Source organism: Reyranella sp., assembly GCF_004297265.1.
GTDB lineage: Bacteria > Pseudomonadota > Alphaproteobacteria > Reyranellales > Reyranellaceae > Reyranella.
On record NZ_SCUT01000028.1, the window covers coordinates 17,264 to 37,248 of the forward strand.

Annotated in this window: 20 protein-coding genes; 7 read left to right on the plus strand and 13 right to left on the minus strand. The window is 66.1% G+C overall.

Annotated elements, in window-relative coordinates; translation table 11 throughout:
* Positions 1 to 145: 145 nt before the first annotated feature.
* Together EPO41_RS12970 and ald are read right to left on the minus strand one after the other, a co-directional pair.
* Positions 146 to 772, minus strand: a complete 627-nt coding sequence (locus tag EPO41_RS12970; protein ID WP_296325665.1) for a DUF1826 domain-containing protein — start codon at positions 770 to 772, stop codon at positions 146 to 148.
* 198 nt (positions 773 to 970) lie between these two features.
* A complete protein-coding gene (gene ald, locus EPO41_RS12975; protein ID WP_296325667.1) occupies positions 971 to 2,086 on the minus strand; it encodes an alanine dehydrogenase in 1,116 nt (371 codons plus the stop codon).
* A 135-nt stretch (positions 2,087 to 2,221) separates the two neighbouring features.
* On the opposite strand from ald, the gene EPO41_RS12980 reads away from it, so the two are divergent.
* A complete protein-coding gene (locus EPO41_RS12980; RefSeq protein ID WP_296325669.1) occupies positions 2,222 to 2,731 on the plus strand; it encodes an Lrp/AsnC family transcriptional regulator in 510 nt (169 codons plus the stop codon).
* Here EPO41_RS12980 and EPO41_RS12985 read toward each other — a convergent pair.
* From EPO41_RS12985 to EPO41_RS13005, 5 genes are all read right to left on the minus strand, one after another.
* Positions 2,704 to 3,567 carry an EamA family transporter gene (locus tag EPO41_RS12985; RefSeq protein ID WP_296325671.1) on the minus strand — a complete coding sequence of 288 codons (864 nt, stop codon included), beginning with the start codon at positions 3,565 to 3,567 and terminating at the stop codon, positions 2,704 to 2,706. The two genes, EPO41_RS12980 and EPO41_RS12985, sit on opposite strands and share 28 nt — an antisense overlap.
* Positions 3,568 to 3,571: 4 nt before the next feature.
* On the minus strand, positions 3,572 to 4,189 hold the full coding sequence (gene leuD / locus EPO41_RS12990) for a 3-isopropylmalate dehydratase small subunit (protein WP_296325674.1): 618 nt from the start codon (positions 4,187 to 4,189) through the stop codon (positions 3,572 to 3,574).
* A gap of 130 nt (positions 4,190 to 4,319) precedes the next feature.
* Complete coding sequence (gene leuC / locus EPO41_RS12995; RefSeq protein ID WP_296325676.1) at positions 4,320 to 5,714, minus strand: 3-isopropylmalate dehydratase large subunit; 1,395 nt, start codon at positions 5,712 to 5,714, stop codon at positions 4,320 to 4,322.
* A gap of 44 nt (positions 5,715 to 5,758) precedes the next feature.
* On the minus strand, positions 5,759 to 6,985 hold the full coding sequence (locus tag EPO41_RS13000) for a tetratricopeptide repeat protein (protein ID WP_296325678.1): 1,227 nt from the start codon (positions 6,983 to 6,985) through the stop codon (positions 5,759 to 5,761).
* A 153-nt stretch (positions 6,986 to 7,138) separates the two neighbouring features.
* Positions 7,139 to 7,342, minus strand: a complete 204-nt coding sequence (locus EPO41_RS13005) for a DUF1127 domain-containing protein (RefSeq protein WP_296325680.1) — start codon at positions 7,340 to 7,342, stop codon at positions 7,139 to 7,141.
* 116 nt (positions 7,343 to 7,458) lie between these two features.
* On the opposite strand from EPO41_RS13005, the gene EPO41_RS13010 reads away from it, so the two are divergent.
* Positions 7,459 to 8,361: a transcriptional regulator GcvA gene (locus tag EPO41_RS13010; protein ID WP_296325682.1), complete on the plus strand. Its 903-nt coding sequence runs from the start codon at positions 7,459 to 7,461 to the stop codon at positions 8,359 to 8,361.
* Here EPO41_RS13010 and EPO41_RS13015 read toward each other — a convergent pair whose 3' ends face one another.
* The gene (locus EPO41_RS13015) at positions 8,362 to 9,510 is read right to left on the minus strand and encodes a hypothetical protein (protein ID WP_296325684.1); all 1,149 of its coding nucleotides are present in this window, start codon (positions 9,508 to 9,510) and stop codon (positions 8,362 to 8,364) included. It abuts the gene before it with no gap.
* Between the two features lie 68 nt (positions 9,511 to 9,578).
* Between EPO41_RS13015 and EPO41_RS13020 the strand changes: the two genes are divergently transcribed.
* The 4 genes from EPO41_RS13020 (at position 9,579) to EPO41_RS13035 (ending at position 14,231) form a co-directional block, all read left to right on the plus strand.
* Positions 9,579 to 10,307, plus strand: a complete 729-nt coding sequence (locus EPO41_RS13020) for a GntR family transcriptional regulator (protein WP_296325687.1) — start codon at positions 9,579 to 9,581, stop codon at positions 10,305 to 10,307.
* Between the two features lie 57 nt (positions 10,308 to 10,364).
* On the plus strand, positions 10,365 to 11,420 hold the full coding sequence (locus tag EPO41_RS13025; RefSeq protein WP_296325689.1) for an LLM class flavin-dependent oxidoreductase: 1,056 nt from the start codon (positions 10,365 to 10,367) through the stop codon (positions 11,418 to 11,420).
* A gap of 97 nt (positions 11,421 to 11,517) precedes the next feature.
* Complete coding sequence (locus EPO41_RS13030; protein ID WP_296325691.1) at positions 11,518 to 12,141, plus strand: MSMEG_1061 family FMN-dependent PPOX-type flavoprotein; 624 nt, start codon at positions 11,518 to 11,520, stop codon at positions 12,139 to 12,141.
* 134 nt (positions 12,142 to 12,275) lie between these two features.
* Positions 12,276 to 14,231 carry an adenylate/guanylate cyclase domain-containing protein gene (locus EPO41_RS13035; protein ID WP_296325693.1) on the plus strand — a complete coding sequence of 652 codons (1,956 nt, stop codon included), beginning with the start codon at positions 12,276 to 12,278 and terminating at the stop codon, positions 14,229 to 14,231.
* Here EPO41_RS13035 and EPO41_RS13040 read toward each other — a convergent pair.
* The 3 genes from EPO41_RS13040 to EPO41_RS13050 all read right to left on the minus strand — a co-directional run bounded on the left by EPO41_RS13040 (position 14,220) and on the right by EPO41_RS13050 (position 16,883).
* Positions 14,220 to 15,221 (minus strand): fatty acid desaturase, encoded by a 1,002-nt coding sequence (locus EPO41_RS13040; RefSeq protein WP_296325931.1) that lies wholly within the window; start codon positions 15,219 to 15,221, stop codon positions 14,220 to 14,222. The two genes, EPO41_RS13035 and EPO41_RS13040, sit on opposite strands and share 12 nt — an antisense overlap.
* A 154-nt stretch (positions 15,222 to 15,375) precedes the next feature.
* Positions 15,376 to 16,197, minus strand: coding sequence for an NYN domain-containing protein (locus tag EPO41_RS13045; RefSeq protein ID WP_296325694.1), 822 nt, complete (start codon positions 16,195 to 16,197; stop codon positions 15,376 to 15,378).
* Positions 16,198 to 16,214: 17 nt separating this feature from the next.
* Positions 16,215 to 16,883, minus strand: a complete 669-nt coding sequence (locus EPO41_RS13050; protein ID WP_296325696.1) for an aspartate/glutamate racemase family protein — start codon at positions 16,881 to 16,883, stop codon at positions 16,215 to 16,217.
* A gap of 107 nt (positions 16,884 to 16,990) precedes the next feature.
* Here EPO41_RS13050 and EPO41_RS13055 point away from each other — a divergent pair, with 107 nt between their 5' ends.
* Positions 16,991 to 17,518: a DUF87 domain-containing protein gene (locus EPO41_RS13055; RefSeq protein ID WP_296325698.1), complete on the plus strand. Its 528-nt coding sequence runs from the start codon at positions 16,991 to 16,993 to the stop codon at positions 17,516 to 17,518.
* On the opposite strand, the gene EPO41_RS13060 is transcribed toward EPO41_RS13055, so the two are convergent.
* Positions 17,502 to 18,707 carry a CoA transferase gene (locus tag EPO41_RS13060; protein ID WP_296325700.1) on the minus strand — a complete coding sequence of 402 codons (1,206 nt, stop codon included), beginning with the start codon at positions 18,705 to 18,707 and terminating at the stop codon, positions 17,502 to 17,504. The genes EPO41_RS13055 and EPO41_RS13060 overlap by 17 nt on opposite strands.
* Before the next feature lie 136 nt (positions 18,708 to 18,843).
* Positions 18,844 to 19,818, minus strand: a complete 975-nt coding sequence (locus tag EPO41_RS13065) for a tripartite tricarboxylate transporter substrate binding protein (RefSeq protein ID WP_296325703.1) — start codon at positions 19,816 to 19,818, stop codon at positions 18,844 to 18,846.
* Positions 19,819 to 19,985: the final 167 nt, after the last annotated feature.

Consider the following 19,985-nt stretch of genomic DNA (forward strand, 5'->3'; position numbering starts at 1 on the left):
CGCTGCTTCCCGGGGAAGTCCTTTTTCGGTTTGATTGTTTCGTTTATTTCGTTTGTTTCGTTTATGCCGCCTTACGAGGTCGCCGACAGGGCCCGTGACTCATTCGTGTCCCGGCATTTTCCAGACCGGGAAGGGGGCGGGCAGCCTATTCATCGTCATGGACCTCGTTGAGACAGAGGAAGAGCCGCGTCTGGCCGCTGGCGCCGACCGGGGGTGAGCGGTGCACGATGGCTTCCGTGCCGGCCCGCACCACGCCCTTGAACAGGCCAGCGGCAAAGCGCGGGAATTCGTTGAGGGGGCCGCGATAGCGGCGCTGGGCCTTGAGCGCGCGGGCGGCATGCTCGAGCGGCGGCCACTGCGTGCCGGGCCCGCGATAGGTTGCGTTGAGACGGTAGCCGACATGGTCGCGATGGAACCGCCAGCAGGCGTCGTGGGCGATCACTTCCAAGCGCAGGTCGACGTCGGGACTGTCGGTGCGCGCGGCGAAGCAGCGCGCAAGCCCGGCAATGTCGTCAATCAGCGCGCGGCGCTCGGGACTGTCGGCCAGCGCCACGAGATTGCACAGGGAAGCGAGCCGGCACGGGACGCACGCAACCGGTCCGATGAAATGGCCCTTCGGCAGGCGTTCGGGCGGCAGGGAATCGAGCCAAGCGGCCAGCTTCGCGGCTTGCCGGCGATGCCAAATGGTGAGGGCGACGTCGTGCTCGGCAATTCGATGCAGGACGGTGTCATCTGGGCTCTCGACGACCCGTCGGTTCGCAATTCCAGTCACGGGGAGTCCTCTCCGAAGGCAAGCCGGCAGTGATCATTTCCCAAAAAAGGTACATTATAACATTTCTGTAGATCAAGCTGCAGAAAGAGAGGGGCAAATAAAACGATGGGAGTTGCTCCCGCCCCTTCATCGATCCGCTTACGCGACCTTCGGGACGATCTCCCCGCCCCTGGCGAAAGAGGCGGGGAGGATTTGAGGTCAGCCGGCGATCGCCTGCTCCGCCGGCGCGTAGGGCAGGCCGAGGCTCTCGGCGGCGGCCTTGTGCGTGAAGCGGCCGCGATGGATGTTGAGGCCGGCGCGCAGGTGCGGGTCCGCGACGACGGCGGCGAGGCCCTTTGCGGCCAGAGCGAGACCGAAGGGGAGCGTGGCGTTGTTCAGGGCCTCGCTGGAGGTCAGCGGCACCGCGCCCGGCATGTTGGCGACGCAATAGTGGATGATGCCGTCGACCTCGTAGGTCGGGTCGGCATGGGTCGTGGCGTGGGACGTCTCGAAGCAGCCGCCCTGGTCGATGGCGACGTCGACGATCACCGAACCCGGCTTCATCGACTTCAGCATCGCCTTGGTCACGAGCCGGGGCGCGCTGGCGCCGGGCACCAGCACCGCGCCGATCACGACATCGGCCGAGAAGACTTCCTGCTCGACGGCGGCGATCGTCGAGTAGCGCGTGCGGACGCGGCCCTCGAAAAGCTCGTCGAGTTCGCGCAGCCGCGGCAGCGAGCGGTCGAGCACCGTGACATTGGCGCCGAGGCCGGCCGCCATGCGCGCGGCATGCGTGCCCACGACGCCGCCACCCAGCACGACGACATGGGCCGGTTGCACGCCGGGCACGCCGCCCAGCAGCAGGCCGCGGCCGCCGCGATGGCGCTGCAGGGCGCCGCCGGCCGCCTCGATGGAGAGACGCCCCGCCACTTCACTCATGGGCGCGAGCAGGGGCAGCCCGCCGCGAGAATCGGTCACCGTCTCGTAGGCGATGGCGGTGCAGCCCGATGCAAGCAGGCCTCTGGCCTGCTCAGGGTCGGCGGCGAGATGGAGATAGGTGAACAGAATCTGGCCGGGGCGGAGCTGGACCCACTCGCCGGGCTGCGGCTCCTTCACCTTCACGATCATGTCGGCGGTCGAGAAGATCTCGGCGGCGGTGGCAGCAATGCGGGCGCCTGCCGTGCGGTAGACCTCGTCGCTCGCACCGATCCCGGCACCCGCGCCGGTCTCGACCACGACCTCGTGGCCGGCATGGACGTATTCGCGGACCGCGCCGGGCGTCAGCCCGACGCGATATTCATGGGTTTTGATCTCTTTCGGCACACCGACGCGCATAGGGTCCATCTCCAGGCAGGTTCGGGTGTCATCAAACCAAGGAATGCCGGTTTGTTTCCCGGCATTCTGAAGATCAATTGAGTCTCTCCTGCCGAAATCCTACGATGAATCGGAGAAGCACGCAGGATTCCGAACATGAACCTCGACAAGATCGACGCCACCATCCTGTCGGAGCTGACGGAGAATGCCCGGGTGAGCCAGGTCGATCTCGCGGCACGGGTCGGCCTGTCGAGCACGGCGGTGGCGCGGCGGCAGCGTGCGCTGGAGGAGGACGGCCTCATCCGCGGCTACCAGGCCGTGCTCGATCTCGGCCGCTTCGGGTTGGCGACGACGGTCATTGTGCGGATCACGCTGGACGGCCAGAGCGACGAGGCGCTGACGGCGTTCGAGGCGGGCGTGCTCGATTGTCCCTCGGTGGTGCGCTGCTTCCTGATGTCGGGTAGCGACGACTATGTCGTCATCGTGCTGGCGCGCGACATCGAGGATTTCGAGCGTATCCACCGCACAGAACTCTCGCGCCTGCCGCGGGTCGCCCGGCTGGAATCGAGCTTCGCGCTGCGCGAGGTGGTGAACCGCGCGGTGCCGCCCTCGGTGTTTGGCAAGGCCGGGCGAATTGCTCAGCGCAGGCGGCGCGCCGAGGCATAGACGCCGAGCGCCACGCCGCCCAGCACGACCGCGACGGCCACGAGGCGCTCCGCCGACAGCGGCTCGCCGGTCAGGTAGGCCGAGATGGCGAGTGCGGCGCAGGGCACGAGCAGGCTGACCGGGCCGACCTTCGCGGCGGGATAGGTGCGCAACAAGGTGCCCCAGATCAGGTAGCCCAGCCACATCACCGGAACGACCGTGTAGAAGAGGACGAACCAGCCGCGCCAGGTCGGCGCGAGGATCGGTGCGGCCAGCGCCGCCGGCCCGTCGAGCACGAGGGACGCCAGGGCGAGCGGAATCGGCGGCAGGACGCTCGCCCAGACGGTGACGGCGAACATCGAAACCCCGCGGGCGGAACGGAAGACGAGGTTGCCCAGCGCCCAGGTGAGGGCCGACATCAGCGCGAGGCCGACGGCGAGCAGCGGCGTGTCGTCCGAGATCGAGCGTGCCAGCAGCACGACACCGGCGACGGCGACAGCGAGGCCGAGCCACTGTCCGCGCGTCGCGTGCTCCCGCAGCAGCAGGGCGGCGAGCACGACGGTGAGCGGCCCCTGGAGCTGCACCAGCACGGAAGTGAGGCCGGGCGGCAGGCCCGCCCCCATGGCGAAGAACAGGAAGATGAACTGGCCACCGAACATCAGGCCGCCGATGCCCGCCAGGACGGACCAGGAGATCGCGGGCTTGGGGATGAAGAACGCCGGCAACGCGCCCAGCAGGAAGCGCCAGGTCGCGAAGGTGAATGGCGTGAACTCGTCGAGGCCGAAGCGGATGACGGTGAAGTTCAACCCCCACATCGCCACGATGAGGAGGGCCGCCGCGAGATGTAGCGGGCTCAAGCGGCTACAGCCAGACCCACGGCCGCGCGCTCTTGTCGGATGCCTGCCAGGCCTCGATCTCGTCGCGGCGCGACATTGTGAGCGCGATGTCGTCGAGGCCGTTCAGCATGGCGTGCTGGCGCCGCGCATCGACCTGGAAGGGGATGGTGCGGCCGGTCGGCGAGATCACCTGGCAGTTCTCGAGGTCGACGGTGATGCGGGCATTGCCGGGCGAGGCCGTCATCTCGTCGGCGAGCTGCTCGATCTCGTGGATCGGCAGCGCCACCGGCAGGAGGCCGTTCTGGAAGCAGTTGTTGTTGAAGATGTCGCCGAAGTAGGGCGCGATCACCGCCTTGATGCCCATGCCCTTCAGCGCCCAGACGGCGCCCTCGCGGCTCGAGCCGCAGCCGAAATTCTCCCGGCTGAGGATGATCGGCGCGTCGCGATAGGGTGTCTGGTTGAAGATGCAGTCCGGATCCTCGCTGCCGTCGGGCTTGAAGCGGATCTGCTCGAAGCAATAAGGCCCCAGCCCCTCGCGCGTCACGTTGTCGACCAGCCGCTCGATGCGGATGATCAGGTCGGTGTCGACGTTCTGGCGCATCAGCGGCGTCGCGACGCCGGTCACCTTGGTGAACTTGTCCATCCTGCGTTTCCTCCTCCAACCTCATCCCGAGGAGCGCGTGCAACGCGCGTCTCGAAGGATGGGTAACAATCGTGGTGCTCGTTCGCACCCTTCGAGACGCGCTACGCGCTCCTCAGGGTGAGGTCTTTCGCTACATCTTCCTCACGTCGGCAATGGCACCCTTGATCGCGGCCGCCGCCGCCATGGCGGGGCTGGCGAGATGGGTGCGTGCGCCGGGGCCCTGGCGGCCGACGAAGTTGCGGTTGGAGGTCGAGACGCTGCGCTTGCCGGGCGGCACCCGTTCGCCGTTGGAGGCGAGGCACATCGAGCAGCCAGGCTCGCGCCATTCGAAGCCGGCCTCGGTGAACACGCGGTCGAGTCCCTCGGCCTCGGCCTCGGCCTTGATGCGCACGGAACCCGGCACGACCCAGGCGGTAACATGGTCGGCCTTGTGGCGGCCCTTCACGATCTCGGCGGCGGCGCGCAGGTCGGAGAGGCGGGAGTTGGTGCACGAACCGATGAACACCCAGTCGACCTGCGTGCCCTCGATCGGCTTGCCGGGTTCGAGGCCCTGATACTGGAGCGCGGCTTCCCAGGCGCCGCGCTTCTCTTCGGGGCCCTTGCTCGGGTCGGGGATGGCGCGGTCGACGGCGATGACATGCTCGGGGCTGGTGCCCCAGGTGATCTGCGGCGCGACGTTCTTCATGTCGACTGTGTGCTCGCGATCGAACTCGGCATCGGGATCGGTCGGCAGGGTGCGCCAGTGAGCGACGGCACGCTCCCACATCGCCCCCTTCGGCGCATAGTCGCGGCCGTTGAGATATTCGTAGGTCGTGTCGTCGGGCGCGACCATGCCGGTGCGCGCGCCCATCTCGATGGTGAGGTTGCAGAGCGTGAGACGGGCCTCGGCCGGCAAGGCGCGCACGCCCGAGCCGGCATACTCGACGGAGTAGCCGGTGCCTGCGGCCGTACCGAGCTCTCCGATCAGGTGAAGGATCATGTCCTTGGCCGTGACGCCCGGCATCAGCTTACCCTCGAAGCTGGCGCGCATGCGCTTGGGCTTGCGCTGGACCATCGTCTGCGTGGCGATCACATGCACCAGCTCGGAGGAGCCGATACCGAAGGCCAGCGACCCCAGGCCGCCATGGGTGGAGGTATGGCTGTCGCCGCAGACCAGCGTCGTGCCGGGAAGCGTCAGCCCCTGTTCGGGCCCCATGACGTGCACGATGCCCTGGCCGTCCTGGCCGAGGTCGAACAGCTTGATGCCGTAGGCGCTGGTCGTCTCGCGCATCGACTTGATCAGCGGCAGGCCCGGCGGATGGGTGAACTCGTCGCGGCCGGGTTTGGTCGACATCGTATGATCGGGCGTGCCGTAGGTCAGGCGTGGCTGCGCCGGTGGATAGCCCTTGTCGATGGCTTCCTTCAGCGCCTTGCCGCCCGACATGTCATGGAGCAACAGGCGATCGATGTGCAGCAAAACGAAGCCGTTGCCGAGATCGGTGATGACGTGGCTGTCCCAGATCTTGTCGAACAGGGTCTTGCCCATGGGTTTGGCCTCTGGGTGTGGGGTGATCCGCCGGGACGCGGATATCAGCACCCGGCGAGCCGCGCCGCCAGTCCTTCGCGATCATCGTCGCGCAGCAGTTCCGCAGACGCATACCAGGGCGATGTTCCGAGGTTCGGACCCCAGAGCCAGTCTGCGGTATTGGGCACCAGGAATATCGTTGGGATGCCGAGCGCCGCCGCCGCATGAGCGGGCCAGGTGTCGTCGCCCAAGACGAGACGACAGGTCGGGATTTCTTCCGGCGTGCGCACGAGATCGAGCCTGGCAAAGCCAGTGGGCGGCTCGGCGACAGTGAACCATCCGATGCGCGAAGAGGGTTCAGGCTTGCGGCTCGGCTTGGCCGGCGCCGGCAGCGCGTCGCGCGTCCAGTTCAGGAGAAGCGGCAGGCTGCGCAGCGGAGCGGCGGCCACGAAACCGTCGAGCGGCTCGCCACGACGGATCGTCGGGCCGTCCCACCAACCGGCGAGGGTCGCACCGCATTGCACGGTCGCCTCGACGCCGCGCGCCAGCATCACGGTATCGCGCAGGGCCGCGTCGCTCTCGATGTCGGCTTGCTCGGGGTAGATCAGCAGCCGGCCGTCGAGCGGTTCACCCTGCCAGCGCGGAAGATCGGGCGTGTAGCGCTCGCCCGGGATTTCGAGTCGTGCCTCGTAATCGCCCAGGCCGCGCCACCAGTCGCCCTGGCGCAGCATCAGCTCGCCGCGCCGCAGCCGGAGGCGCGGATCGTTGGGCTGGCTCACCAGCGCGGTTTCGAGATCGGCGAGGGCGCCCGCCCACTCGCCGCGCGCGGCCAGCAGCTCCGCCCGCGCGCTGAGCGCCGGCAGCAGCCGGTGGTCGATCGACAGAGCGCGGTCATAGGCGCGCTCGGCGTCCTCGGCCCGGCCCAGCGCTTCGAGGGCGCGGCCGGTATTGTGGGCGATGACGGCGTCGTCCGGCTTCAGTCGCGCAGCCTTTGCGAGGGCGGCCAGCGCCTGCTCGTGCCGGCCGAGCTGGACGAGGCAGCCGGCAAGATTGGTTTGTGCCGAAACTTCGCGTGGCAGGAACTGCGCGGCGCGTTCCAGTGGCTCGCGCGCCTCGGCGAATCGGCCGAGCTTCAGCCGCACCTGGCCCAGCAGATGGAGCGCCTGGCCCATGTTCGGACGCGCCTCGACGATGCGGGCGAACATCTCTTCGGCCGACGCGAAATCGCCGGCCGCCGCGCGCTGCAGGGCGTCGCGGCCGAGGGTCTGGATCTGCTGGTCGTTGAGCGGCACGTGGCGGCTCTAGCAGAGCCGCGCCGGCTGGCAAAGAAGAAGGGCAAAGAAAAAGCCGGCGGTCGCAAGGGAGGCTGGAGCGACCGCCGGCCAGGCACCGGAGTGGGGTGGTCCCGCGCAGGGTATGAAACGGGACCCCTCCGGATTCGGATGTCAGCTGCGCCAGAAGGGCTTGTTCGCCTCGAACTGGACGTCGGTCGGGCTGATGCCCAGATCACGCATCGTGCGGTAGTCCAGGTTGGCGAGCTCGCGGCGCTGCCTGGCCCGCTCGCGCCAGGTGGCGAGGATCTGGCCGAAAGCGGTGAAGCTGCCGGCCAGCGGCGCCTGTGATGAATGGTGGAGCGATATGTTGGCCATGGGACTGCTCCCGAAAGGGTTGAACTCTGTTGGGGCTGATGTGCGTGCCGGGGGACCTCTTTACAAATGACCCTTTGTCCTGTTTTGATTAAATTATCTCATGTGAAGGATGCGCGATGAAACGATCCCTGCCGCCACTCAATGGCTTGCGTGCCTTCGAGGCCGCGGCACGCCATATGAGTTTCACCGATGCGGCCGAGGAATTGAGCGTCACGCAGGCCGCGATCAGCCACCAGGTGCGCGGGCTGGAACAGAGACTCGGATTAAAATTGTTCGTGCGGCGCAATCGCTCGCTGCTGCTGTCCGAGGCCGGCCAGGCCTATCTCCCCTCAGTGCGTGCGGCTTTTGACCAGCTGAACGAGGCGACCGAGAAGCTGCTGCAGAAGGACAAGGGCGGCAACCTCACGGTGACGACGACCTCGTCCTTCGCGGTGAAGTGGCTGGTGCCGCGGCTGGGCGGGTTCCAGCGCTCGCACCCGGAGATCGACGTGCGCATCTCGACCGGCACGTCGCTGGTGGATTTCTCGCGTGAGGATGTCGACATCGGCATCCGCTACGGCCGCGGCCAGTGGTCCAATCTGGCGGCCGAGCGGCTGGTCGTCGAAGACGTCATGCCGGTCTGCGCGCCCTCGCTGCTCAAGGGGCCGAACGGGCTGAAGAAGCCGGCCGACCTCAAGCGGTTCAACCTGCTGCATATCGGCAACTTTCCGGACGATTGGCAGGTCTGGCTGACGGCCGCCGGCGTGAAAGGGGTCGATGCCTCGCGCGGCGTCTCGTTCGACTTCGCGCTGGCGGCCTACCAGGCCGCGATGGACGGGCTGGGCGTCGCGCTGGGGCGCAACCCGCTGGTCGAGCCCGACCTGAAGGCCGGGCGGCTGGTCGTCCCCTTCGAGTTCAAGCGCTCCTCGGACTTCGCCTACTATCTCGTCTATCCGCCCGAGGCGATCCGGCGCCGCAAGATCAAGGCGTTCCGCGACTGGATCGTCTCCCTGTCCGAAGTGGCGCAGCAGGCGGCCTGATCACACCCAGGCGTCGTCGAGGTGCACACCCAGCAGACTCTTGCCCTGGATTTCGACGTTCACGTCGAAATCGAGCATCGCGTGGTGTGATGCGGTGTTCATGTCGCGAAAGAAGACCTGCATGACATGGCTGTCATGGGCAGCGCCGGCGCCGGCGCCCTCGAAGAGCCGGTTGCAGGCACGCCGGCAAAGTTCGGTGGCGTAGGCCGCATTCCAGCGGATTTGCGCCCGCTTCCCCGCGGGCATCGGTGGATCGCGCAGCATCGCTTCTTCCAGGAGATCGCAGTTCTGCCGCGTCAGCGCCCAGGCGCAGGATATCTCCACGCTCGCCTCGGCGACCCTCCGTTGTACCCCGGCGTTCTCGGCCTTCATCGCGCCAGTGTAGACGTCGCGTCGACCGCGGGTTTTGTCGATGAAGAGCTGTAATCCACGCTCGGCCATTCCCACGATCGTGCCGAGCAGCATGGTCGCCAAGGTCGGCCGGATCGGAAGCCTGTAAAGAGGGATGTCGATACCAGGAACGGTGCCGAGCTGCGCCTCGAGCATGGGCACCGCGTAGCGCTCCGGGATGAACGTGTTTTCGAGAACGATGTCCTTGGAGCCGGTCCCGCGCATACCGAGGGTGAACCAGGTGTCGTCGATGACAGCGTCCTTCTTCGGCATCACGACGATCAGGGAGGGGCAGGTGCCCGCTTCGTTGCGGATCCCCTTGCAGCCCACCAGGATCCAGTCCCCATGGTCGGCTCCACTGGCGTAAGGCCATCGGCCATTGAGCATGTAGCCCCCGTTGGCGCGCTGGCAGGTGCCGCGAAGCGACGGCACGCCCGGAATCAGCATGCCTGGATGGCCGCCGAAGATTTCGTCCTGGCCCTGGGAGGGCAGGCGGCCGGCGATGAAGGTGTGAGCGGCGCACACCATCAAAACCCAGGAGGCCGCCGTGCTGCCCTGTGCGATCGTCCGCTCGGCTTCCACCAATGCCCGGACCGGCAGTTCGTAACCGCCGTAGGCGGCGGGGGCTACGATGCGGGTCGCTCCGGATTGATGCAGCAGGGCTACCGCGCGAGGGCTGAGCTGTCGATTGGCCTCCGACTCGGCCTCGGTGTCCTTCAACGCGTTTACGATCTTCAGTGCATTACCCGCGTCGTACATGGCCTTCCTCCACAGACTCGTTGAGAGTTCGTTATGTCAGAACATACTAGTATGTTAGTATATACACCATGCGAACATCTCTCAATGTCGTTCTCCCCGATGCGCCCGAAGCCCTGTGGCAGGGCGCACCCCGGCTACACGATCTGGCATACGCCTATTTGAAGGGCCTCCTGCTCGGCGGGGGGCTCGATCCTGGAGATCAGATTTCGTCCGAAGGGGTCGGCCGCGTTCTGTCGATAAGTCGCGCGCCTGTTGCCGACGCGATCCGCCGTCTCACGGTGGAAGGCCTTCTCGAGATACGGCCCCAGGTCGGCTGTCGCGTGGTTCGACCTGTTCCAGCCGAAGTGAGAGACTTGTACGAGGTCTTCGGAGCAACCGAGGGCGTTATCGCTCGTCTCGCCGCCGAGCGGCGATCGGCCATTGAAGCGGAGAGCTTCGGACGTCGATGCGCCGCGCTGGCATCGATGGCGGGACTGACTGATGAACCGGCCGCAAGGTTCGTGGAGCTGCGGCAGCGAAATCGCCGGCGATATGAACTTCTGCATGAACTCGCCCGCTCACCCAGGACTATCGAGATCGCCGAATCCTTCTGGGACCAGAGCGACTTTCTCATCCGGGTGGCCTTTGGCCATCGCGATCTGCCGTCGTTCGTCAGGGCCGGGCACGCAGCGTTCGTTTCGGCCGTGGTTGCCGGCGATGGTCCGGCAGCGGAGCATGAGACCCGGCGTTACCTGGTTCGCCTGGGCCGGCATGTTGCCGAACTGCTGGAGCGGCGCACCCAGGCTGACGACCGTTAGCCGCCCGACGAAGAATCCATTCGTCCCGACGAACGAGAACCTGTCCGGAGAAACGCCATGCAATTCGGCTATTTCACGCTGTCCGACAACCGCTACCCGAACAATCCGCGCTCGCCGGAATCCTTCATCAAGGACATCTATGCCGAGGCGCTGTGGGCCGAGCAGGTCGGGCTGAACTCGGCCTGGATCGGCGAGCACCACTTCAACCTTTTGGGCGTCAACGCCTCGCCGCTGGCGATGCTGGCGCAACTGGCGGGCGCGACGACGAAGCTGCGGCTGGCGCCGGCCGTGACGCTGCTGCCGGTCCACCATCCGCTGCATGTCGCCGAGGAATGGGCGACGCTCGATCTCCTGTCGGGCGGGCGGGTCGATTTCGCCGCCGGCCGCGGCTACGACCGCAAGGAGTACGATCCGTTCCAGATGCCGTTCGACGATTCCGCCGAGCTGTTTGCGGAGGGCCTGGAGATCGTCTGGCGCGCCTGGACCGAGCCCGGCAAGTGGTCCCACAAGGGCCGGTTCTACGAATTCAACGATGTCGAGGTGCGGCCCAAGCCGGCCCAGAGCCCGCTCAGGCCCTACGTGGCCTGTTTCTCGCGGCCGTCGATGGAACTGGCGGCCAGGAACGACTGGAACGTGATCTATGCGCCGTTCGCCGCGGCCATGGTCTACGGTTCGCTGGCCGACGCGGTGCGGGTTTATCGCGAGACCTGCGAGACCGGATTCAAGCGGCCGATGCGGCGGGCCATGTGCTCCTACTTCGTGCACATCGCCTCGACGCCGGAGGAGGAGCGCTACGGCAAGGAAGCGCTGGTCCGCTACTTCCAGGACGCGCTGATCGCTGCCTTTCCCTCGTCGTCGGGCGAGAAGGTGCCGCCAACCTACAGGTACTTCGTCGAGATCGTGAACATCCTGCGCGACATGCGGCCGGAGAAGCTGACCGACAAGTCGATCCTGTGCGGCAGCCCGCAGCACATCGTCGACACCTTGAAGCAGGTCGAGGCGGCCGGCGTCGCCGAGGTCATCCTCTACTTCAACTACGGCCAGAAGCCGCATGCGATGGTGAAGGAGCAGATGCAGCGCTTCATGCTCGAGGTGGCGCCGCATTTTACCTGACGTGCGGTGGGGCGATTGAGGCCCCTTCGCGGCCATGGTTGCAAGTCGTTCGCAAGTGGCGGATGTTGCGGCCAACGCGTTTCGAAGGAGTTGTCTCATGGCTCGCATCAGCACGAAGGAAGAGCTGCGGCGCATCATTGCCGAGCCGCGGCCGGCCACCCGGGTGAAGATCCTCGACTCGCTGGACGAGCAGTCGATCGAATTCCTGAAGCGCTGCCCCTTCGCCCTGGTCGGCACGACGTCGGCGGACGGCACCGTGGAAGTCTCGCCCAAGGGCGATGAGCCGGGTTTCATCCGGGTCGAGGATCCGAAGACGCTGCTGATCCCCGAGCGGGTGGGCAACAACCTGGCGTTCGGCCTGAACAACATCCTCGATACCGGTGAGATCGGCATCATTGCGCTGGTCCCGGCGACCGGGGAGACGCTGCGCATTTCCGGCACCGCGGAGATCCACGACGACCCGGAACTCGTGGCGTCGCTGAGTTCGCTGGGCAAGCCCGCGCTGCTGGCGACCCGTGTCCGCATCAAGCATTGCTATTTCCACTGCGCCCGCTCGATCGTGCGCGCCAAGCTGTGGGACCCGAAGGCATGGCCGGCACCCGGCCGCATCTCGTTCGGCAAGATCATCGCGCCGCGCATCGGTGAGAGCGAAGCCGTCGCCGCCCAGATCGATGCCAATGTCGAGGGCGCCTATACGACGCGGCTGTGGCAGAATACCTGACGGGTCGCGAGAGCAGTTGCCAACTGTCGTCCTGAGCGCAACGAAGGACCTGGCGGACGGCCAAAGCACTGCGTTGCTGGCGTGAGATCCTTCGCTGCGCTCAGGATGACAAGAATGGGAGGTGGGGACCTTCGATGAAGCGCAAGGTCGGTCTCTTTCTGCTCACGGTTCTGATCGCGGTGAGTCTCGGCGCCACGATCGTCGCGTCGCTCGCCATGTACCGCCTGGTGTCGAGGCTGCAGGACGAGGAGCTGCGCCGCATCGAAACCAGCCTCAGCCAGCGCTTCGACGTCTTCGAGACGATGCTGCGCAGCGAGAATCGGCGCAACACCGCGATCATGGCGAAGGTGATGCCTCAGATCGAGGCGGACGTGGAGCGCACCGGCCGCCCGGCCGCCGACCTCACGATCGACGAGCTGAACGCCCTGTCGGCCCGGTACGGCGTCGAGCACATCTATTTCATCGATCGGGACCACAGGGTCTTCAACACCAACCTCGCCTACGACAAGGGGCTCGCCTTCCCGAAGGGAGGCTTCTCGGACTTCCTCGATTCGGTGCTCGGCAAGGGCAGGGTGATGAGCGACGGCATCGACCTGTCGTCGGTGACCGGCACGCTCAGGACCTACACGTACTATGGCCCGCCAGGTAAGGACTACGTCATCGAGGCGTCGACCGACGTGCGAACCACGCTGAAACAGAGCGATTTCGGCTGGATGGGCCAGTACTTCTTTGAGGACTACTTTCCCGATGCCGTCCAGTCCAATGCCTATGTGACGGATGTCGACATCTACCTGATCAATTCGTCGGGCACCTGGTCCCTGATCCGGACCGGCGAGAAGCTCGCCCCCCTGCTGGCTGCCGAGGTTCTGAAGGAAGGGCGACTCCAGGTTCCGGACCCGGCCGGTCGCCATGTCACGATCTACAGCCGCTACAACAGGGCGGACGTCATCAAGGATGAGAGCCCGCTGACGGTGATACGCAAGGTCACCTACGACCTCTCGCTTGCCCGCGAGGCCGTGATGCACGTCTTCGTCAGCTCGATGGCCGTGCTCGCCCTGATGCTGCCGCTCGTCTACTGGCTGGCTTCGCGCCTGCTGCAGCGGCGGATCATCGATCCGATCCTGAACCTGCGCGGCGAGGCGGGCGCCATCGCGGGCGGCGACCTCGATCATGCGATCGCCAACACCGACCGGCGCGACGAGATCGGGCATCTCGCCCGCAGCTTCGCCTCGATGCGGGACTCGGTGCGGTCACGGATCAACGACCTCCGGGAGACCAACCTGGCGATCGAACGGTTCGTGCCGCGAGCCTTCCTGGCCAAGATCGGCAAGCCGAACATCGTCTCGGTGGCGCTGGGCGACAACAAGCGCGAGCACATGACCATCATGTTCTCCGACATCCGCAACTTCACGGCGCTGTCGGAGACGATGACGCCGGACGAGAACTTCGCGTTCATCAACACCTATCTCGAGCATGTCGGGCCGGTGATCCGAGACAATGGCGGCTTCATCGACAAGTATATCGGCGACGCCATCATGGCCCTGTTCGAGAACGCGGACGACGGCGTGCGTGCGGGGTTGGCCATGCTCGATGCGCTGGAAGGCTTCAATGGGTGCCGCGCGGCGCAGGGCCTGGCGCCGGTGGCCATCGGCACGGGGATCAACACCGGCTCACTGATGATGGGCACCATCGGCGAGTTGCATCGCATGGACGGGACGGTGATCTCTGATGCGGTGAACCTGGCCGCGCGCATCGAGAGTCTCACCAAGGTCTATCATGTCCGCATGCTGATCTCGCAGTACACCTACGACCATCTGGCGGACCCTGGCGCCTACGCGATCCGTCCCCTCGATGTCGTGGTGGTCAGGGGCAAGACACGACCGGTGGTGCTGTTCGAGGTGTTCGACCGCGACCCGCCGCCGGAGCGCGAGGCCAAGCTCAGGACGCGCGAGCCATTGCTGCGCGGGGTCGAGGCCCTGCTCCGGCATGACGTCGCGGCGGCGCGCACCTGCTTCGAGGAATGCCTTGCACTGGCGCCGGGCGATCCGGCGGCGGCCAACCTGCTGAAGAGCTGCCCGTCAGACGCGTGAGGCGCGGGCCTCGCGGAAGGACACGAGGCGACGCTGCGTCTCGTCCCACAGGACGAGGCGCACGCAGCGGAAGCTCTGGGTCAGGGTCAGGCGCCCGACATCGCGCAGCTCGGGATGGTCGCGCAGCACGTGCGGCAGCCGGTAGTAGGGGATGCGGCTGCTGAGATGATGGACGTGATGGATGCCGATGTTTGCGGTCAGCCATCGCAGGAAGGCCGGCAGATCATAGTGGGAGCTGCCGTGCAGGGCGGCCTCGTGCAGGTTCCAGTCGGGATCATTGTCCCACTTCGTGTGCTCGAACTGATGCTGAACGAAGAACAGCCAGACGCCGACAGAGGCGGAGACCAGCAACACGGGAAGATGGATCAGCAGGAAGGCCTTGATGCCGACCAGCCAGATGAGCGGTCCCGCTACGAGGAGGATCGCCAGGTTGTTCGCCATGGTGCTGATCCACGGCCGCCAGCCATCGCGCATCAGGCCGATCGGAAGGCGATGCTGCACGATGAACAGATAGGCCGGTCCGAGACCGAACATGACCAGCGGATGGCGATAGAGTCGATAGCGCAGCCGGCCCCACATCGAGCGGGCGCGGTATTCCTCGACCGTCAGCGTGTCGACGTCTCCGAGGCCGCGCTTGTCGAGATTGCCTGTGCTGGCGTGATGGGTCGCATGCGTGCGGCGCCACACGTCGTACGGCGTCAGGGTCAGCACGCTGGCGATGCGACCGATCCAGTCGTTCACAGAGCGCCGACGGAAGAAGGCGCCATGCCCGCAATCATGCTGGATCGCGAACAGCCGCACCATGAAGCCGGCGGCGGCCAGGGCCAGCGGCAGGGCCAGCCAATAGCCGATGTCGAGCGTCGCCCAGGCCAGCGTCCACAGGGCGACAAGCGGCACGACCGTGACGGCGATCTCGAAGATGCTGCGCCCGTTGCTGGGCTGGCGATAGCGCGCCAGGACCTGGGGCCACGCGCGGGCGGCTTTCGCCATCTGCGCGCGCCGGCCGGCGGCTTCCGGAGAGGTGCTCAAACGAATGAATTTCCTTGAGAAGAGGCGCGGGCGTCGGCAACCGCAAATCCGGCTTAGGGGGCGGTCTGGGCAAAAGCAACGAGCGAAGTGGCCCAGCGCTGCGAATCTTTGGCGGCTAAGCCGATTGTGGCCGCGCCGCGGCGGAAGCGGCTCCCCTGCCTCGTCCCCTGCCGCGGCTGCGACTACGGGTGGGGGCGCTTTCCGCAAGGGGCTGAGGCGGCTTGGCACGAATCCGTACGGTTCGTCCGTCCGGCTGCTCCATGTCGAAGGCGCCAGTCTTGCGGATGAGGTCGCTGAGCTTGCGGAAGCCGTAGGTGCGCGGGTCGAAGTCGGAGGCGATGTTGGCGAGGCGCTGGCCGACCGCGCCGAGGCTCACCCAACCGTCTTCCGTCTCCATCTGCGCGATCGCCTTCGTCAGGAAGGGAATGGCGGCGCTGGCAGGCTGCAGGGAATTCGGAGCGGCGCCCTCGCCGGGCGCAGTTACCGCGGCCTCGGGCAGGAGATTCTCGGTGTAGATGAACCGCCGGCAGGCCTGCCGGAAGCTTTCGGGCGTCTTCTGCGCGCCGAAGCCGTAGACGTCGGCTCCCTCTTCGCGCAGGCGCGAAGCGAGCCGGGTGAAGTCGCTGTCGGAAGAGACGAGACAGAAGCCGTCGAACCGCCGGCTGTGCAGCAGGTCCATCGCATCGATCACGAGTGCAATGTCGGAGGCGTTCTTGCCCGATGTGTAGGCGAACTGCTGGTAGGGGTCGATCGCATATTTCTGCAGGATCTCGGCCCATGACTTGAGGCGCGTGCTCGAGAAGTCGCCGTAGATGCGCCGCACGCTCGCCTCGCCGAACTTGGCGATCTCCTCGAACAGGCCGGCAGCGATGCGCGGCGACGTGTTGTCGGCGTCGATCAGGACGGCGAAGCGGCGGGGGCGGGTGTCTTCGGCCATGTGATTGCTCCAGGCCGTCAGGCGGCCGATTGGGCGTAGATCGCGTCGACATGGATGTCGGCGCAGTCGATGACGGGAAAGCCGGGATCGTGTCCGGCGAAGGCCAGGAAGAGGTCGGTGCCGCCTAGCATGATCGCCTCGGCGCCGCGCGCGCAAAGCGCGCGACCGGCCTCGAAGAAGACTTGGCGTTGGGCCTCGGTCAGGTGTCCGATCGTCGCCATCGCGACGTAGGTCTCGTGAACTTGGTCGAGGGCCGCGCCTTCCGTCGGCACGACTTCGACCGAAGGGATGCCGCCGTAGAGTCTGGTCTCCATCACGGTGCGCGTGCCCAGGATGCCGATCCTCCGGAACCGCCCCCTGGCCAGCGCTGCGTCGACCGCAGGGATGGCGTTGAGCACCGGAAGGGCTGAGATCGCCATGAGTTCGTTCACGCAGAAGTGGCCGCCCATCGAGGTGATGGCGGCGGCCTGGGCGCCGGCCGCCTTCAGGCGATCGACGAGGCCCGCGAAGATCTCGGCCTGTCTCTTCGGATTCCTGCCGACGAGATTGCGGCTCATTTCCCGGACGTCGGCATGCGCCATGGTGAGATCGAGCGGGACGCCGCCGGCGACGTGCCGTTCGATCAGGCCTCGGTAGTAGAAGTCGGTGGCGGCCGGTCCGATGCCGGCAATGAGTCCGATATGCATAGGCGACTGTCCCCGATCCGCCGCGATGCGGCAACCGGGGCGGCGGGGCCTGGGTGTGGCGAAAAGCGTGCCTGCGGGACGGCTGCCGCGGGCGCTAGAGTTTGTCCATGCGACGGGTGGCGGTGTTCGGAACGACGGGATCAGGCAAGAGCTGGCTGGCCGAGCGCCTCGCCGAGCGCGCCGGCCTGCGCGTCGTCGAACTCGATGCGCTCTTCTGGGGGCGCGACTGGCAGCCTGCGCCGGTCGACCTGTTTCGTCATCGCGTCGAGCGCGAGACCAGCGATGACGGCTGGATCGTCGTCGGCAATTACGGCCAAGTGCGCGACCTCGTATGGCGTCCGGCCGACACGCTGGTCTGGCTCGACCTGCCCCTGCCGCTGGTGATGGGACGCCTGCTGCGACGGACGGTGAAACGCGCCGTCACCCGCGAGGAATTGTGGGGCACCGGCAATCGCGAGACCCTCTCCAATGCCTTCCTCAGCCGGAATTCCATCCTGCTTTATGCGCTGAAGACGCATCGCCTCAATCGGGAACGCTTCGCGAGGGAATGCGAAGCGCTGGCCGGAGAGAAGCGCGTCGTGCGGCTGTGCAGCCGCCGCGACGTCGAACGTTTCGCAGCTAGTCCGCTGCCTTGACGGCCGGCACCGGCGCCCGCACGCCGCCACGCGCCAGCATCGCGTCGATCTCGGCGGCGCCGTAGCCCAGCTCGCCGAGGATGTCCGGACCGTCCTCGCCGACATGCGGGGCGTGCTGCTGCGGCGCATGCTGCGAGGCCGGCGGGAGCCCTGCGATGTTGGCAACCGGCATGCGGCCGAACCCGTCCTGCTCGATCCAGTCGATCGCGCCCGATTCCTTGACGTGCGGATGGTCGAGATAGTCCTGGTAGTTGTTCACCCGCTCGCAGAACACGTCCTTGGGCTGCAGGATCGCGATCCACTCCTCGGTCGTCTTGGTCGGCATCGTCTCGTTCAGCGCCTTGATGATCTTGGGCGCATTCTTGATGCGGCTCTCGTGGCTCTGCAGGTCGGGGTCGTCGGCGATGTCCTGGCGTCCGATCAGTTCGAACAGCAGGCGGAAATGGTGCGGCCGCATGGCGCTCACCATGATGTAGCCGTTCGACGTCTTGTAGCTGCCGGCCGGCATGTAGAGGACCGGCGGGTTGCCCTTCGAGAACACCCATTCCATCAACTTGGCCCCCTGGAAGGCGGCGGCGGCGCGCATCAGGCTGGAATCGATGAAGCAGCCCTCGTTGTACCGGAACTGGCGCATCAGCGCCGTCGACAGCGCCTGGAAGGTATAGAGGCCGGTCGTCACGTCGACGGCGATCATGCCCTGCCGCCAGGGCGTGCCGTCCGGCATCCGGTTCATCACCATCATGCCGCTGAATGCCTGGATCAGGCCATCGACGGTCGGACGCTTGCTGTAGGGGCCGGTTTGGCCGAAGCCGGACACCGAGCAGTAGATCACGTTGGGATTGATCTTCTTGATTTCTTCGTAGCCGAAGCCCAGCCGCGAGATGACGCCGGGACGGAAGCTCTCCATGACCACATGCGCCTTGGCGGCGATCTTCTTCACGACCTCGATGCCGTCGGCGGACTTGAGATCGAGTGCGATCGAACGCTTGCCGCGGTTGAAGGCGACGGAATGGGCGCAATGGTCGCCCTTGAGCTCGCCCAGTGCGCGGCCCCAGTCGCCTTCCGGCGGCTCGACCTTGATGACGTCGGCGCCGTGCAGCGCGAGCAGCATGGAGGCGTGCGGCCCCGCAATGCCCTGCGTGAAGTCGAGAACGGTAATGCCGTCGTAGGCGCCCTTGATCGTGGTCACTTGTTCCTCCCGAAGGCGCTGAACGTACGTTTAGCGACGCCGTTCATGCAAGGCCCGACCTGCAGCCGAGCCATGCGTCTTCGCGAAGCAGACCGTCTTCCGCCCCGAGGGCTGTCGCCAAGCCCACCGCAGAATTTCATTCCACTTTGATGTTGGCCGTCTTTATCACCGGTCCCCAACGCTTGCGCTCGGCCTGCAGGAAGGCCGCGAACTCGTCCGCCGATCCGGCCGTCGCCTCGGTGCCGATGGCTTCGAGCTTTTCCCTCACATCGGGCGAACGCAGCGCCTGCAACAACGCAGCGTGCAGGACCTCCACCACCTGAGGCGGTGTTCCCTTGGGCACCACGATACCCTGCCACTGCGCTCCGATCAGCCCCGCAATGCCAAGTTCGCGGCTGCACGGCACATCGGGCAGGATCGAACTGCGTGAGTCACCGGCCACCATCAGCGCCTTGAGCGTGCCGTTCTTTACCTGGGATGTGACGGTCGACAGCCCGATGAACATGAAGTCGATGTGGCCGCCGATCAGGTCGTTCAGCGCTCCCGCGCCACCCTTGTAGTTGACCAAGATGAAATCGAGCTTCTCCTGGATACGGAACATTTCTGCGATCAGGTGATGGACCGAGCCCACCGTCGCATTGCCGGCATTGATCTTGCCGGGTTTCTCCCGGATCAGGCGAATCAGGTCCTGCAAGGTGTCGGCCTCTATATGCTTGGCTACCACCAGGCCGATACGGGCTTCGTTGATCTTGATCACCGGGACGAAGTCCGCCTCGGGATCGTACTGCATGTCCGGAAACATGAACTGTGCAATGGTCATCGGTCCGGGCACGGCGACGCCCAGCGTGTAACCGTCGGGTGCCGCCTTCGCCACCGCCTTCATGCCGATGAGCCCGTTGGCGCCAGCGATATTGTCGACCACGACTGTCTGCCGCAGAACTTCTCCAAGTTTCTGGGCCACGATGCGCGCGGTCGCATCGGTTCCGGCGCCCGGTGGGAACGGCACGACCAGCTTCAGTGTCCGATCGGGGAATGTCGCCGCAAACGCCGGGCCGGCAGCCAGTGCGGCGCTTCCCGCGAGGAAGGCACGTCGATGGAGAAACGTGTTCATTTCACCTTCTTCACTGTGATGATCAGGCCTCCGTACGGCAGCAAGGAGCGTGCCGCTTACAAGGCGCTGGACGTTCGACGCGGTGAGGCTTCAGGGTGGCGCGACAAAGCCCGACATCCTGGATCGGTACGGACGCAAGGGGACCGCGATGACGATGCAAGTTCAAC

Bases quoted from the DNA above. Each gene is read 5' to 3' on its own strand.
- leuD (WP_296325674.1), bottom strand. From the start codon at position 4,189: ATGGACAAGTTCACCAAGGTGACCGGCGTCGCGACGCCGCTGATGCGC.
- EPO41_RS13035 (WP_296325693.1), top strand. From the start codon at position 12,276: ATGAAGCGCAAGGTCGGTCTCTTTCTGCTCACGGTTCTGATCGCGGTG.
- leuC (WP_296325676.1), bottom strand. From the start codon at position 5,714: ATGGGCAAGACCCTGTTCGACAAGATCTGGGACAGCCACGTCATCACC.
- EPO41_RS13020 (WP_296325687.1), top strand. From the start codon at position 9,579: ATGCGAACATCTCTCAATGTCGTTCTCCCCGATGCGCCCGAAGCCCTG.
- ald (WP_296325667.1), bottom strand. From the start codon at position 2,086: ATGCGCGTCGGTGTGCCGAAAGAGATCAAAACCCATGAATATCGCGTC.
- EPO41_RS13025 (WP_296325689.1), top strand. From the start codon at position 10,365: ATGCAATTCGGCTATTTCACGCTGTCCGACAACCGCTACCCGAACAAT.
- EPO41_RS13065 (WP_296325703.1), bottom strand. From the start codon at position 19,818: ATGAACACGTTTCTCCATCGACGTGCCTTCCTCGCGGGAAGCGCCGCA.
- EPO41_RS13055 (WP_296325698.1), top strand. From the start codon at position 16,991: ATGCGACGGGTGGCGGTGTTCGGAACGACGGGATCAGGCAAGAGCTGG.
- EPO41_RS13015 (WP_296325684.1), bottom strand. From the start codon at position 9,510: ATGTACGACGCGGGTAATGCACTGAAGATCGTAAACGCGTTGAAGGAC.
- EPO41_RS13045 (WP_296325694.1), bottom strand. From the start codon at position 16,197: ATGGCCGAAGACACCCGCCCCCGCCGCTTCGCCGTCCTGATCGACGCC.
- EPO41_RS13005 (WP_296325680.1), bottom strand. From the start codon at position 7,342: ATGGCCAACATATCGCTCCACCATTCATCACAGGCGCCGCTGGCCGGC.
- EPO41_RS13030 (WP_296325691.1), top strand. From the start codon at position 11,518: ATGGCTCGCATCAGCACGAAGGAAGAGCTGCGGCGCATCATTGCCGAG.
- EPO41_RS12980 (WP_296325669.1), top strand. From the start codon at position 2,222: ATGAACCTCGACAAGATCGACGCCACCATCCTGTCGGAGCTGACGGAG.
- EPO41_RS13050 (WP_296325696.1), bottom strand. From the start codon at position 16,883: ATGCATATCGGACTCATTGCCGGCATCGGACCGGCCGCCACCGACTTC.
- EPO41_RS13040 (WP_296325931.1), bottom strand. From the start codon at position 15,221: ATGGCGAAAGCCGCCCGCGCGTGGCCCCAGGTCCTGGCGCGCTATCGC.
- EPO41_RS13010 (WP_296325682.1), top strand. From the start codon at position 7,459: ATGAAACGATCCCTGCCGCCACTCAATGGCTTGCGTGCCTTCGAGGCC.